The organism is Streptomyces sp. x-19, from assembly GCF_046549115.1.
GTDB classification, from domain to species: domain Bacteria; phylum Actinomycetota; class Actinomycetes; order Streptomycetales; family Streptomycetaceae; genus Streptomyces; species Streptomyces albulus_C.
In genome coordinates this window covers 194,500-207,693 of the sequence record NZ_JAJPWK010000005.1, presented here as the reverse complement: position 1 = coordinate 207,693, position 13,194 = coordinate 194,500, and the positions used below count along the sequence as shown (strand labels likewise).

Here is a 13,194-nt window from a genome sequence, read left to right as displayed (position 1 = left end):
GTCAAGAGGTGCGCGCTGGCGGTTTGGAACGGGCCGGTGACACGTGCCGACGGGCCGTGCGCCGGCCGCGCGCGCCCCCGCGCACACGGCAGCGGGGCCGGTTGCCGTACCCGACCCCGCTGCGGACGACCACCGGCGAGCGGTCAGCGGACGCCCGGCCCGCACCGCCCGCCCCCGGTCAACGGGCGTACCCCATCCGCCGGGAGAGTTCCGCGCCGGCGGCGACGGTGCGTTCGACCACCTCCGGCAGCCGCTCCTCGTCCAGCCGGTACGCGGGCACCGACACGCTGATCGCGCCGATCACCGAGCCGTCGTGCGCCCGCACCGGCGCCGCGACCGCGCGCAGTCCGAGCTCCAGCTCCTCCACGGCGACCGCGAAGCCCCGCTCGACCACCTCGGCCAGCTGGTCGCGCAGCTCCCCCGCGGAGGTCACCGTCCGCTCGGTCAGCCGGGGCAACTTCCGTGCCAGTACGGCTTCGCGGACCGGTGGCGGCTGGTACGCGAGCAGCGCCTTGCCGCTGGAGGTGGCGTGCAGCGGGGTCCGCCGGCCGAGCCAGTTCTGGGCGGTGACCGAGGCCGGGCCGCGGGCCTGCATGATGTTGACCGCGGCGCCGCTCTCCAGGACCGCGATGTTGACCGTCTCCCCCAGTTCGTCGGCGAGCGTCCGGCAGATCGCCGCACCCTCCTGGGAGATGTCCAGTCGGACGGCCGCGGCCCCGGCCAACCGCAACACCCCCGCGCCGAGGTAGTACTTGCCGCGCTCCTGTTCCTGGGCCACCAGGCCGCGGTTCTCCAGCACGCCCAGCAACCGGAACGCGGTCGACTTGTGCACGCCCAACTCCTCGGCGATCTCGGTCACCCCGGCCTCGCCGAGTCTGGCCAGGATCTCCAGCACGGTCACCGCCCGGTCCACCGACTGCACCGCGCTCGCCGCGCCCCGGGGCGGTTTTCCCGCCACCGTGCGGTGCGCCGTGCGGCCCGTCCTGCCTGCCGGCTGCTTCTCCGCCCGCGCCTCCGCCTTGGCCGTTTTCGTCATAGGTCCGTGTCACCACCCAGCTCGCTGCCACCAGCCAGCCGGCCCGATCGGGTCGGCTTTGACGGAGACCGCTTGACGCGCCGGTCCCCCGTCGGGATTCTGTTGCGCATAACGCTCTGTCGTGCGGATTACGAAACTCGATAGTCCCGAACAGTAACAGGGGGGCCCAGTGATACCCGTCTGCCACCTCGCTGATCTGCCCGCCGGCGAGTCCGTTCGCCTCGACACCGCACCTCCGATCGCCGTCTTCAACGCCGACGGAGAGCTGTACGCCATCGACGACACCTGCACCCACCAGGACGCCTCGCTCGCGGACGGCTGGCTGGAGGGACGTCTGGTCGAATGCCCGCTGCACGCCGCTTCATTCGATCTCCGCACCGGGGCGGCGACCTGCCTGCCGGCCCGTCGCCCGGTCCGCACCCACCCCGTGACGGTGGCGGACGGCGTCGTCTACGTCCACCTCACCGCCGAGGAAGGGACCGCCGCGTGAAGTCGGTCACCGTCATCGGAGCGTCACTGGCCGGTCTCCACGCCGCGCGGGCGCTGCGCGCGCAGGGCTACGACGGGCGCCTGACGCTCGTCGGGGCGGAACCGCACCGCCCCTACGACCGCCCGCCGCTGTCCAAGGAGTTCCTCACCGCGCCGGCCACCGCGGACGGCGCCGAGGACCCGTCCGCGGCGACCCGGCTCGACCTCACCGACGCCGAGGAGGTCGCCGCACTCGACGCGGACTGGCTGCTGGGGACCTGGGCCACCGCCCTGGACCCCCGGCACCGCACCCTCCACCTCACCACCGGCCGCACCCTCACCACCGACGGCATCGTGCTGGCCACCGGCGCCACCCCGCGCCGCCTGCCCGGTCCCGCGCCGGCCGGCTCGCACGCCCTGCGCACCCTCGACGACGCCCGCGCGCTGCGCGCCGACCTGACCCGCGGCGGCCAGGCCCGGGTCGTGGTCATCGGCGGCGGGTTCATCGGCGCCGAGGTCGCCGCGTCGTGCGCCGCACTCGGCCACCACGTCACCGTCGTCGAGGCCGCACCGCTCCCCCTCGTTCCCCAACTCGGTCACGCCATGGCCGCGTTGTGCGCCCGGCTGCACGGCGACCACGGGGTCGCGCTGCTCACCGGCACCGGCGTCCGGAGCCTGCGCAGTGCGGGCGCCGACGACCGGGTCACCGCCGTGGAGCTCGCCGACGGCCGGCTGCTCCCCGCCGACGTCGTCGTCACCGGCATCGGCGTCTGCCCCACCACCGCCTGGCTCGAAGGCTCCGGCCTCCCGCTCGACGACGGGGTGCGCTGCGACGCCGGCTGCGTCACGCCGATCCGCACCATCGTGGCCGCCGGCGACGTCGCCCACGTGGCCGGCGCCCGCGCCGAACACTGGACCAGCGCCACCGAACAGGCCGCCACCGCCGTGCACAACCTGCTCGCCGGCCGAACCGCCCGCACCCACCGGGCACTTCCCTATTTCTGGTCCGACCAGTACGGCGTCCGCATCCAGTTCGCCGGCCACCGGGCGCCCGGCGACGTGCCGCGCATCGTCGAGGGCTCCCCGGACGACCGCAGCTTCCTCGCCCGCTACGAACGCGACGGGCGCACCACCGCCGTCCTCGCCCTCAACCGTGCGCGCCCCTTCCTGCGCCTGCGCCGCGAACTCGCCCGCGCCGCCGAACCGGCCCGCACCGGCTGACCGGCCCGCGCCCGCCGCGCCCGCACACGGCGGGAGGCGTACCGAGGCCACGGCGCCGCGGCGAAATCGGGGGGTGGCGAGGGACGTTGGCGGACATAATCGGCGCCATGACCACCGACATCCCCGACACCGCCTCCGGGCGGGTCACCCCACGAGGTCCCTGGCTGGCACCCGGCATCGTGGTCATCACCGGTATCCAGGCCGCCGGCAAGTCCACCGTGGCGCAGGCACTCGCCGAGCGCCTGCCGCGAGCGGTGCACCTGCGCGGCGACGGCTTCCGCCGCAACATCGTCCGGGGCCAGGTCGGCATGACCCCGGACGCCGGGCCGGAGGCCCTCGCCCAACTCCGCCTGCGGCACCGGCTGACGGCCACCTGCGCCGACGCGTACGCCCGGGCCGGGTTCACCGTGATCGTGCAGGACATCCTCCTGGGCGAGCACCTCGCCCAGTTGGCCGACGACATCGTGACCCGACCGCTGGCCGTCGTCGCGCTGCTGCCCGACCCGGAGACGGTCGCCGCACGGGAGGCCGGCCGCCCCAAGACCGCGTACGGGCCGGACTGGAGCGTGCGGGACCTGGACGTGCTGCTGCGGTCCGAGACGCCCCGGGACCTCGGGCTGTGGCTGGACACCTCGCGGCAGACCGTCGACGAGACGGTGGACGCCCTCCTCGAACGGGCCTGGGCCGAAGGGGCGGTGGCCTGACGGGCGCCGGTGGCGGACGGGGTCGGGCGAGGTCGGGCGAGGTCGGGCGGCGCCCCATGCCCCCGAATGTGCGTCAGCAATCTCAGGGCCGGACCGGCTCCCGCCGGCGCGGCAGCGGCCGTGGACGGGGGGGCGACGCCGTCCACGGCCACCGGTCCGTCAGCGCAGGGCCATCACGTTGGTGGCCTTCGCGCCGTGCACGTCAAAGATGACCTGCTTGCCGACGTCGGTGGTCTGCGTCTCCATCCCCGAGAACGGGAGCCGTTCTCCGCGCTCGTCGGCGATGATGCCCACACAGTCGCTCTTGTTGAACAGCACGATGGTTCCCTGCGGCATCGTTTCCTCCGTGGACGGACAGATCTCGGCGGCGGGCCTCTCCCGCCGACTGCGGTGCGTAGGAAACCTATTACGGAACGTGCGCCAAGAGGGAAGAGAACGACGCCCCTCCGGCCATGCGTGACCCAACTTGACCGAAAGTCAGCCCCCTGGGGATTCACTTTCGCGAGCAAGCAAATCTCACGAGCCACGCCCGTCCCACCGCCACCGGTCAGCAGGCGTACCGGTCCTCGGTCAACTCCCCCTGCGCCGTGGCCAACAGATGGTCGTAGCAGGACCCCGGAGCCCACAGGCGGTAGCGCTCGCGCGAGACGCCGGTGGCGTGCCGCTGCTCGCGGGGAACGTTCTGGCGGTACGCGGCGTCGCCGGTGTAGGTGTCGTCCCGCCGCACCCAGTCGGTGCGCCGGGCGCCGCGCAGGGTAGCGCGGTGGTCGTGATCGCCCATGGTCATGGTGGTGCGCAGGCGGTCCGCGGCGTCCACGGTGGTCGCGCCGTCCATGGTGAAGGTGCGCTCGGCGCGGTGGGTCGTCGCCGGCCCGCGGCCGCGTACGGTCACCGTCTCCGCGTCCTGCCACCGCGCCCGGAGCGCGTCCGTCGTCTCGTTGGCGGTCCAGCGGTGCGTGGAGGTGGCTGCCAGCCGGCGGGTGACCGTCGTGGTGACCCGGCCGTGCGAGGTGTCGAGGTAGCCCGCGACGGTGAGCGCGTGCCCGCCCCGGGCCGTCAACCGGCGCTCGGTGCCCGGCTCGTACCGGGTCTCGTCGACCGGCGCGTCCGCCCGGTCCGTGACGAGCGCGCCGGTCACCCGCGCCTTGCCGGCGTCCCGCCAGACCAGGATGTTGGTGGGGGTGCTCCAGCCGTCCTGCCCGGCGGCCAGACCGGTGACCGACACGGCGACGCGGTGCGGCCGCCCGTCGTTCAGCACACCGGCGAACGGGGTGAGGTCGTACTCCAACGGCCGGACGTCGAAGGCCCGCGGGCCGGGTATCACGTACCACAGGAAGGGGTTGGACCAGCCGCCCGTCCACACGGTCGGGAAGGGTGCCGCGATACCGGCGGGCCGGCCGTCGATCCGCACCTGCACCTCGCGGTACGGGCCGTCCCCGGCCCGGCACGAGTAGGGCACCGCGTCCGGCACCGTCAAGTACCAGAACTCCTCGCAACCGCCGCCCGATCCGGTGGCGTACACCTCGGCGACGATGCGTTCGCTGTTGCGCGGCGTGGTCAGGTTCCCCTGGTACGCGCCGTCCTGGGTGTGGGCGTCCTGGAGGGTGAGGACCTCGTCGGGGGTGGCGGCCGCCTTCGCCCGGCCCTGCGCCGCGTAGAAGGTCAGCGTCACCCTGACCTTGATCACGCCGGTGTAGGTGCCGTCCACGGCGTTGCCGATCAGCATCTCGACGGGCTGCTCGGTGCGCAGCACGGAGGCGTACCGGGTGACGTCCTTCTCCACGTGCCAGGTGATGCCCTGGGGCGAGGGCTCCGGCGTGGAGGTGCGCAGGACCTCCACCCCGCCGATGTGCAGGTAGCCCAGGCGGTCGAACTGCCGCCCCGCCACGGCCCCTTCGAGCCGCAGGACGACCTTGCTCCAACGGTGGCCGCACGGGTCGGCGGTCCCGCGTCCCCCGGGTGGCGTGTAGGTGCCCTTGTAGGGCGTGTAGTCGCGGAAGGCGGTGTCGGCGACCGTGACGCGGCAGGAGGGCGTGTCCGGCACCGGCACGGGCGGCCCCGCGGTGACCGGGTCGTGCCAGTCGTTGCCGAACTCGGCGGGCGGCGCTGCGGCCACGGCCGGGACCACGCCCAGCGCCAGACCGAGGACAGCGGCGCACAATGCGAGAAGCGCTCGTCTCATGGCTCAGCAGTGAAGCGCCTCGTGCCGCCGCGCACCAGTGCCCCGTTGGCCTGATCGTTACGGGGCGCCGCAGTGCTCCCGCACCAGGCGGCCGAAGACCCGGGCGGCGGTGCTCTCGTACGCGGCCGCGCGACGGAGCAGGACGGCGGTGCGCGCGGGCAGCGCGGGGGCGAGCGGCACGGTGCACAGCTCCGGATGCTCCCGGAGGTCCCGCACGTCGACCGGATCCGGCCGGCCGGCCAACGGGTGGCTGGTGCCGACGACGATCCCGAGCCGCTCGACGAAGAGCGTTTCGCCGGTGATCCCGGGCAGTTGGTCGCCCCGGAACGCCAGGCCCAGGTCCAGTTCGTCGGCGAGCAGTTGGGTCTCGACGGCGTCCTGGGTCGTCTCCCGGACGTCCAGGGTGACGCCCGGCCAGCGCGCCCGGAAGCGCTGGACCAACGGTCCGATCAGGTACGTGCCGAACGTCGGGGTGTGGGCGAGGCGGAGGCTGCCGTGCGAGAGGTCCTGGACGTCGAGCACGGCGCGGGTGGCGGCGTCCAGCTCCGTCAGGGCGGTGCGGGCGTGGCGCAGGAAGACGGCGCCGGCGTCGGTCGGCCTGACGGTCCGCCCGGAACGGTCGAGGAGCTGCGCGCCGACGGTGCGCTCCAGCTGTCCGATCTGCTGCGAGAGGGCCGGCTGGGAGAGGTGCAGCGCCTCCGCGGCGCGGGTGAAGCTGCCGTGTTCGGCGATGGCGAGCAGCGAGCGCAGGTGCCGGAGTTCCAGGGCCATGGCAGCGACTATAAGCAGCAGCAATGGCGATCATGAGTTATCGGTCTTGGACGTTATCGGCACAGTTCGCGCAGGGTGGAGGTCGCGCCGCCCGGGATGACCGCCCCGGGCGGTCATCCCGCAACCACCGACCACCCGTGTCACGAGGACCACCCGTGCCCCTGCCGCAACCCGACGCCGCCCCGGCCTCCGCGCCCCCGTCCGCACCCGGCGGCACCGCGCCGCCCGGCATCCGGCGCCCGCTCGTCCTGGCCGTGTGCTGTTCGAGCCTGTTCCTCGTCAGCCTCGACAACACCGCGCTGAACGTGGCGCTGCCGGCCGTCCAACGGGACCTGCACACCTCGGTCACCGGCCTCCAGTGGACCGTCGACGCCTATCTGATCGTGCTGGCCGCCCTGCTGCTGTTCTCCGGTTCGCTCGGCGACCGCATCGGGCACCGGCGGGTCTTCCGCACCGGCCTGGCACTGTTCACGGCCTCCTCCCTGCTCTGTTCACTGGCCCCGGACGCCGGTTGGCTGATCGGCTTCCGGATCGTGCAGGCCGTCGGCGGCTCGATGCTGAACCCGGCGGCCATGGCGCTGCTGACCGGCGTCTTCACGGGACGCAGCGAACGGGCCCGGGCGATCGGGGTGTGGAGCACCGTCCAGGGCGTGACCATGGCGGTCGGGCCGCTGATCGGCGGACTGCTCACCGATGCCGCCGGCTGGCGCTGGATCTTCCTCATCAACCTGCCCGTCGGGCTGCTCGCACTCACCCTGACCGGCCGGGTCCCGGAGGCCCGCGCCCCACACGCCCGCCGGCCGGACCCCGCCGGCCAGATCCTGGTGATGGTGCTCCTCGCCGCCCTCGTCTACGTCATCATCCAGGCTCCCGTCACCGGCTGGACGGCCCCGCCCGTGCTGGCCTGCGCGGGTGCGGCCCTGCTGGCCCTCCCGGCGCTGCTGCGGATCGAGGGCCGACGCCACGAGCCCCTCATCGAGCTGCGTTTCTTCCGTCAACCGTGGTTCACCGCCGCGGTGTTGGGCGCGGTGCTGGCCTTCGCCGCGATGGGCGGCTTCCTCTTCCTCGCCGCCCTGTACTGGCAGAACGTCCGTCACCTCTCCGCGTGGGAGGCGGGGCTCCGGCTGCTCCCGATGGCGGTCATGACGATCGTCTGCCCGCCGCTCGCGGGCCGCCTGACCGCCGTCCACGGGCCGCGCCCGCCGCTACTCGCCTCCGGCGCCGCCACCGCGCTGAGCGGACTCCTGTGCGCCGCCTTCGACGCCCAGGCCCACGGCCCGCTCCTGATCACCGCCTACGCCCTCTTCGGCATCGGCTTCGGCCTGATCAACGCCCCGATCACGCACACCGCGATCTCCGGCGTGCCCCGCGCACAGGTCGGCGTCGCCTCGGCGCTCACCGCCACCAGCCGGCAGGTCGGCAACGCGCTGGGCGTCGCGGTGATCGGCGCCGTCCTCGCGGCGGACGCCCCCGCCGTCGGCACGGCGGCCTTCCTGCGCGTCGCCCGCCCCGCCTGGTGGATCATCACCGCGTGCGGGGCCGGCGTCCTGGTCCTCGCCTGGCTCCTGGTCCGCCCGCCGGGCGGTGCGGCGCGGCAGGACCGCCCCGGAGCGTCCACCGCCTGACGCGGCAGCGCCCGCCTACCCGAAGAACTCCCGGCACGCGTCGAGGCCGTGCACCTCGACCGGAACCGTGCGGTGCGCTTCCCAGGAGGCCCGGTCCAGGCGCAGCCGTTGCAGCGTGCGGACGGCGCCCCGCACGGCCGCCGTGCTCACCCCGTCCGGCGCGTAGCCGAGCTTCTCCGACACGCGGAGCGAGGCCGGGTTGTCGGTCATCGCGGCGGAGGTCACGGCCCGCGCGCCGAGACCGGCGAAGGCGAGGTGCAGCGCGGCCGCCCGCATCTCCGTGCCGATGCCGCGGCCCTGGTGCGCCAGGCCGAGCCACGAACCCGTCTCGACCTCGCGGGTCACGGCGAAGTCGGTGGCGGAGAGGTCCTGCCGGCCGACCACCCGGCCGTCGCAGCGCACGGCCAGACTGAGCGTCCACTCCTCGGGGCGCCAGTTCGCGACGGTGCCGAGCACGTGCTGGAACGTCGCCCGCCCGCGCTCCTGCGGGGTGCCGTCGGTCCACGGCACCGTGAAGGGGGTCCGGCCCGCGTCGTGCACACCCGCGGCAGCGACCGCGGCGAGCTCGTCCAACGACGCCAGCTCGGGCAGCCGCAGTTCGAGGCGCGGCGTGGTGATCCGCAGGCGGTACGGGGGCCAGGCATACAGGTCCATGACGGGAGCCTGCCAAGTCTGCGGGCGGAGGTCCAGCGCATGAGGTCGGACCCGCGAGCCGCCGCACGCCGCGCCGGACGGCCGGGCCGTGCCACGCGGGCCGCCGTGCGGTCCGGCCGCAGCTTCCCCTCCTCGCCCCGCCGGCGCCTCCGGCCTTCCCTCGTCCGTCACGCGGGTGCGCCGGTCCGGGGCGAGCGGAAGGCCGTCGTTGCCGGCGGGGTTCGGGGGCGGTCCTAGCGCTCGGGCTGGTGCGCCTCCCGGGTGTGCTGGTAGGTCCACAGTTCACGGAACAGGCCGTCCTGCGCGACCAGTTCGGGGAAGGTGCCCTGTTGGACGACGCGGCCCTTGTCCAGTACCAGGATGCGGTCGGCCACGGCCACGTTGGTCAGCCGGTGGGTGATGAGGACCACCGCGCGGGTCGCCGCGATCTGGCGCAGACCGGCGAAGATGCGGTGCTCGCCGAGCGGGTCGAGCGCCGAGGTCGGCTCGTCCAGGACCAGCAGTCCGGCCGGCCGGTGGAACGCCCGGGTGAGGGCGATCCGTTGCCACTGCCCGCCGGACAGTTCCTGTCCGCCGAGCCAGTCGCGGGCCAGCACCGTGTCGAGCCCGGACCGCAGTTCGGCGACCACCTCGTCGGCGCCGGACCGCGCGCAGGCGTCGTGCACGTCGGCGTCGCCGCCCTCGGTGGGCCGGCCCAGGGTGATGTTCTCGCGGGCGCTCAACGGCCAGCGCGCGTACTCCTGGGGCACCAGCGCGACGTGCGACCACATGGCGTGCGGATCGAGGTCGTCGGTGGGGACGCCGTCCCAGGTGACCGCGCCGGTGGTCGGCAGGTACAGCCCGCTGAGCAGCTTGGCGAGTGTGGTCTTGCCGCTGCCGTTGTAGCCGACCAGGGCGACGACCTCGCCGCGCCGCACGTCGAACGAGACGCCCCGCAGCGCGTCGTTGGCGGCCTCCTCATAGCGGAAGACGAGGTCCTCGACGCGGATCTCGCGCGGGGCCGCGGGCACGAGGGTGCCGCGGCGCATCCGGAAGCCGCCGGCCTCCGCGAGGAACTCCGACCAGTCGTCCATGTAGAGCCCGGTGCGCATGATGCGGGCGCCGCCGGCGACCAGGCCCCGCAGCGCCGTCCCGACCGTCTGCAGCGCGAACACCGCGGTGCCGGCGTGCCCGACGCTCATCCGGCCGGTGGCCAGCAGCCACACCACCGTGCCCCAGACGACCGTGGACGCCAACCCGCCGCACACCGCGCCCACCGCGGACATCCGGGCCCCGGTGTTCGCCGCGCGCCGGTCGGCGCGGTTGATGCGCTCGGTGATCTGCCGGTAGCGCCCGACGAGGAAGTCGGCCATGGTGCCGGCCCGGACCTGGTCGGCGGCGTACCGGTCGCAGACGTGCCAACGGAGGATCGACAGCAGCCGGTAGTCCCCGCCGGCCCGCAGCCGCGCCAGGTAGCGCACCCGGGCCGCGCCCACCTGCGCCACCGCCTGGGGGAGGCTGGCCAGCGCCAACAGCGGCAGCAGCGCCGGGTGCAGCGCGGTCAGCACCGCCGCGCCGGCGGCCAGGGAGGCGACCGAGGCGATCAGGTCCTGCCCCTCCCCCACCAGGTCCTGGACGATCTCGGCACCGCGGTCCGCCGCCTCCTTGCGGTGGGTGAATCCGGGCGCGTCGTAGGCCGACAGCTCGACCTCGGTGACCGCCCGCAACAGCCGGAGTTCGGCCTCCCGGGACATCTGCGGCCCCAGCCGGGACGACAGCCACACGACCACGATCCCGAGGGCCGACCGCACTCCGGCGGCGGCGGCCAGCAGGACCACCGACGGCCAGGCCCCGAGCAGCCGGCCGTAGATGTCCCCGCCGGACAGCAGGGCGGTGATCGTCCCGCTGACCGCCAGCAGTCCCAGCGCCTGCATCGCGCCGGAAGCGGCCTGGCAGACCAACAGCCCCAGCGCCGCCCACCGGTCGATCCGCCAGGCCAGGGCGACCGAGCGGCGCACCAGCTGCGGCAGCCGCCGGGCCATGTCCACCAGCCGGATCTGCCGCGCCGCCCGTTCCCGGCTGCCCGTCCGGTCGACGTACTGCAACTCCTCGCCGTTGGCGGTCACTTCACCGGCCACCGGTCCGGGTTTCTCCTTCGTCGTGCGCTCCGCCACACCGACTCGCCTGATCCGCATCGTCTTCGTTCCCCTTCCACGGTCATCGGCTGGTGCCCGCCGGCGCGGCGCGGTGGGGCCGCCGGCTCCGTGGCAGGGGCCGGGCCGGTCCCGCGGCGTCAACCACGCGCCGCGCCGGCACGGGCCGCCACGGACGCATTCGAACGGAACCGGCCCCCACGCGAGCGCGGAACGCCCGGCACCCGCTCGTCCTCCGAGGCGCACGAGGGGCACAGGTGCCCTAAAGAACGGACCGCCCCGGCCCCCGTAACGGGCGATCCGGGAGCAGTCGATGCACGCACGTTCCCCTCGCGCACCGCAGCCCATGGGGGACCTGGTGACCGGGCACCGACGACCACTCGAACAGCGCGGGTCACTCGTGCGGGGTATTGCGGGCCTCGGTCGGCAGGCGGCCCGCGGGCCGGTGCGCCACCACCGCCGGGCGTCCCCGACCGCGGCCGGCGAGCAGCGCGTAGCGGACCCGGCTGACCTCGGCCCCCATCGCCTCCGCGGTCTCCTCCACCGAGTGGCCGAGCACGTCGTGCAGGACGAACGCGTCGTATTCCAGGGCGGGATGACGCAGCCCCACCCGCTCGAAGAGCCCCGGCGTCAGGTCCGCCGGATCCGGTCCGGTCCCGCCGCTTCGCGCGCGTATCCGGGCGCTCACCACGGTCCAGGCGCAGGCCGCCGGGTTGGGCCGACGGACGATGTCGGCCCACCGGATGGCGACCTCCCCCATCGCCTCCCCCAGGGCCCGGGACGCCGCCGGCTCCGCCATGTGGGCCAGGGCGTAGCCGAGGTAGCGCGCGCCGTGCAGGGCGTAGAGGGCCTCGAAGGCCGGCGGCAGGGTGACCGCGGGCGGGACGAGGGGCCGACGGCCGGCCGGGACCGGCGCGCGGAAGGGGGCCGGCGCCCTCATCCGAACGCCTCCGCCCGCGGCGTACGGCGCTCGGAGACCAACCCGCAGGTGAAGCGGGAGAGTTGGGTGAGTCGGGCGTGGTCCCAGAGCGGTCGGATGTCGTCGGGGCGGCCGTGCAGCACGCCGACGACCGCACCGACGGTCTCCCAGTCCGGCACCAGGGAACCATGCAGCAGACCGTTGACCTCGCACTCGGTGAGGGCGTGCCCGCTGGAGCGGCAGATCGCGGCGGGGTCCGGGCACGCGGCGGACAGGTACAGCCCGCGCAGCGCCGCGTGCAGGCTCCCGGCCCGGGCCAGGCGCCGTCCGTGGGCGGCGTCCCACAGCGGACGGACGGTTTCCGGATCACCACCGCAGGCGTGCACCATCCGACGGGTCACCTTCCAGGAGGGGCTGCGTTCGCCCGACAGGATCCGGGAGACGTACGAGGCGCTCACCCGCGCCTCGACGGCGAGGGCCCGGAGCGTCTTGTCGCTGGCGCGCTGGAGGTGGGAGAGCGCCGAGGCGAGCGCGGTGCGGGAGTCCTGGCCCGGTAGTCCGCCGTCCGGTCCGGCCGCGCCGCCGCCCTCGGCGTCACCGCCCGCTCCTGCCCCGCCCTCGCCGCCGCCCTCGCCCTCCGGGTACGCGCGGCGCGGCGGGGCGGCGCGGACGACGACCCGCCGCCGCTCCCCGTCGGTCCGGGGAGCCGGACCCGGCGGGTCGGAGCGGGTCGGGGCGGCCGGCTGCTCCGGCCGGGCGGGGACGGGCGGCGGCTCCGCCCGGCCGGCCGGCGGCGGCGTGCCGGCGAGCGCCGCGCGGCGCGCCCGGCGCTGGGCCATCTTCCGGGCGATGCTCTCCGCCGTGTACGCCCGGCCGACCTTGTCCACCGTGATGCGCAGGGCCTCGGCGATGGCCGGGCCCTTGTGGCCGCGGTCGCGGGCCTGTTGCACGACGGCGGCGGCCACGCAGGACAGGTCGCTGGAGAGCTCGACGACCTGCCGCAGCCCGGCGAGCGCGTCGCCGTCGCGTATCTGGTGCTGCAGCAGGGCGATCCGGAAGGCCATGTCGTCCGCGGCCTGGCGGGCGTCCTCGTCGTGCGCCTTAGTGTCCGGGGTCCGTTGCGAACTGCGGATCTTGCGGACGACCCGCCCGCACGATTCACTGCAGTACTTGCGGCGCCGCCCGGGGCCGGACCCGCTCTCCACTTCGTTGCGGCAACCGGCCCTGGCGCAGGGGACCGGTCCGGGATCCTTAGGAGTCATCAGCTGTAATCCTTCTGGGGGGATGTGCCACCGTGAACTCGCCGCAGAATTGGGCGATTTGCGGTTTGCCGGCCGGAGAGGCGGCCGGGGCCCGCGGGCCGTCGGGCACCACGGGACGACCCCGGTGCCGCACCGGGCGACCCGCCGCGGCACCGGAGAGGACCTCCGGCACCGCGACGGGCCCGGGTTCCGACCCCTCCTCCGCGCACCGCCCACCACA

The 13,194-nt window shown here is 74.8% G+C and carries 12 protein-coding genes; 4 read left to right on the top strand and 8 right to left on the bottom strand.

The window, feature by feature from the left end; all coding sequences use genetic code 11:
• Positions 1-178: 178 nt before the first annotated feature.
• On the bottom strand, positions 179-1,036 hold the full coding sequence (locus tag ACLJT4_RS15660) for an IclR family transcriptional regulator (RefSeq protein WP_411122929.1): 858 nt from the start codon (positions 1,034-1,036) through the stop codon (positions 179-181).
• 169 nt (positions 1,037-1,205) lie between these two features.
• Here ACLJT4_RS15660 and ACLJT4_RS15655 point away from each other — a divergent pair, with 169 nt between their 5' ends.
• The 3 genes from ACLJT4_RS15655 to ACLJT4_RS15645 all read left to right on the top strand — a co-directional run bounded on the left by ACLJT4_RS15655 (position 1,206) and on the right by ACLJT4_RS15645 (position 3,429).
• A complete protein-coding gene (locus tag ACLJT4_RS15655) occupies positions 1,206-1,526 on the top strand; it encodes a bifunctional 3-phenylpropionate/cinnamic acid dioxygenase ferredoxin subunit (RefSeq protein WP_016574461.1) in 321 nt (106 codons plus the stop codon).
• Entirely contained in the window at positions 1,523-2,725 is a 1,203-nt protein-coding gene (locus tag ACLJT4_RS15650) for an NAD(P)/FAD-dependent oxidoreductase (protein ID WP_411122928.1), read from the top strand. The genes ACLJT4_RS15655 and ACLJT4_RS15650 overlap by 4 nt, the downstream gene beginning before the upstream one ends.
• Before the next feature lie 107 nt (positions 2,726-2,832).
• Positions 2,833-3,429 carry an AAA family ATPase gene (locus ACLJT4_RS15645; protein WP_411122927.1) on the top strand — a complete coding sequence of 199 codons (597 nt, stop codon included), beginning with the start codon at positions 2,833-2,835 and terminating at the stop codon, positions 3,427-3,429.
• A 159-nt stretch (positions 3,430-3,588) separates the two neighbouring features.
• On the opposite strand, the gene ACLJT4_RS15640 is transcribed toward ACLJT4_RS15645, so the two are convergent.
• From ACLJT4_RS15640 to ACLJT4_RS15630, 3 genes are all read right to left on the bottom strand, one after another.
• Positions 3,589-3,765, bottom strand: a complete 177-nt coding sequence (locus tag ACLJT4_RS15640) for a hypothetical protein (protein ID WP_016574458.1) — start codon at positions 3,763-3,765, stop codon at positions 3,589-3,591.
• Positions 3,766-3,976: 211 nt separating this feature from the next.
• Entirely contained in the window at positions 3,977-5,611 is a 1,635-nt protein-coding gene (locus ACLJT4_RS15635) for a peptide-N4-asparagine amidase (protein WP_411122926.1), read from the bottom strand.
• Between the two features lie 57 nt (positions 5,612-5,668).
• The gene (locus tag ACLJT4_RS15630; protein WP_411122925.1) at positions 5,669-6,382 is read right to left on the bottom strand and encodes a LysR substrate-binding domain-containing protein; all 714 of its coding nucleotides are present in this window, start codon (positions 6,380-6,382) and stop codon (positions 5,669-5,671) included.
• 155 nt (positions 6,383-6,537) lie between these two features.
• Here ACLJT4_RS15630 and ACLJT4_RS15625 point away from each other — a divergent pair, with 155 nt between their 5' ends.
• Positions 6,538-8,007, top strand: coding sequence for an MFS transporter (locus ACLJT4_RS15625; RefSeq protein WP_411122924.1), 1,470 nt, complete (start codon positions 6,538-6,540; stop codon positions 8,005-8,007).
• Positions 8,008-8,022: 15 nt separating this feature from the next.
• On the opposite strand, the gene ACLJT4_RS15620 is transcribed toward ACLJT4_RS15625, so the two are convergent.
• From ACLJT4_RS15620 to ACLJT4_RS15605, 4 genes are all read right to left on the bottom strand, one after another.
• Positions 8,023-8,661: a GNAT family N-acetyltransferase gene (locus ACLJT4_RS15620; protein WP_411122923.1), complete on the bottom strand. Its 639-nt coding sequence runs from the start codon at positions 8,659-8,661 to the stop codon at positions 8,023-8,025.
• Positions 8,662-8,894: 233 nt separating this feature from the next.
• Positions 8,895-10,778 carry an ABC transporter ATP-binding protein gene (locus ACLJT4_RS15615; RefSeq protein ID WP_411122922.1) on the bottom strand — a complete coding sequence of 628 codons (1,884 nt, stop codon included), beginning with the start codon at positions 10,776-10,778 and terminating at the stop codon, positions 8,895-8,897.
• A gap of 409 nt (positions 10,779-11,187) precedes the next feature.
• Positions 11,188-11,733: a hypothetical protein gene (locus tag ACLJT4_RS15610; protein WP_411122921.1), complete on the bottom strand. Its 546-nt coding sequence runs from the start codon at positions 11,731-11,733 to the stop codon at positions 11,188-11,190.
• A complete protein-coding gene (locus ACLJT4_RS15605) occupies positions 11,730-12,974 on the bottom strand; it encodes a helix-turn-helix domain-containing protein (RefSeq protein WP_411122920.1) in 1,245 nt (414 codons plus the stop codon). Before ACLJT4_RS15605 ends, ACLJT4_RS15610 begins: the two co-directional genes overlap by 4 nt.
• Positions 12,975-13,194 lie beyond the last annotated feature (220 nt).

What these genes read in the sequence shown, in the direction of transcription:
- ACLJT4_RS15660 (WP_411122929.1), bottom strand. Translation starts at nt 1,036, where the DNA reads ATGACGAAAACGGCCAAGGCGGAGGCGCGGGCGGAGAAGCAGCCGGCA.
- ACLJT4_RS15645 (WP_411122927.1), top strand. Translation starts at nt 2,833, where the DNA reads ATGACCACCGACATCCCCGACACCGCCTCCGGGCGGGTCACCCCACGA.
- ACLJT4_RS15640 (WP_016574458.1), bottom strand. Translation starts at nt 3,765, where the DNA reads ATGCCGCAGGGAACCATCGTGCTGTTCAACAAGAGCGACTGTGTGGGC.
- ACLJT4_RS15635 (WP_411122926.1), bottom strand. Translation starts at nt 5,611, where the DNA reads ATGAGACGAGCGCTTCTCGCATTGTGCGCCGCTGTCCTCGGTCTGGCG.
- ACLJT4_RS15630 (WP_411122925.1), bottom strand. Translation starts at nt 6,382, where the DNA reads ATGGCCCTGGAACTCCGGCACCTGCGCTCGCTGCTCGCCATCGCCGAA.
- ACLJT4_RS15620 (WP_411122923.1), bottom strand. Translation starts at nt 8,661, where the DNA reads ATGGACCTGTATGCCTGGCCCCCGTACCGCCTGCGGATCACCACGCCG.
- ACLJT4_RS15610 (WP_411122921.1), bottom strand. Translation starts at nt 11,733, where the DNA reads ATGAGGGCGCCGGCCCCCTTCCGCGCGCCGGTCCCGGCCGGCCGTCGG.
- ACLJT4_RS15605 (WP_411122920.1), bottom strand. Translation starts at nt 12,974, where the DNA reads ATGACTCCTAAGGATCCCGGACCGGTCCCCTGCGCCAGGGCCGGTTGC.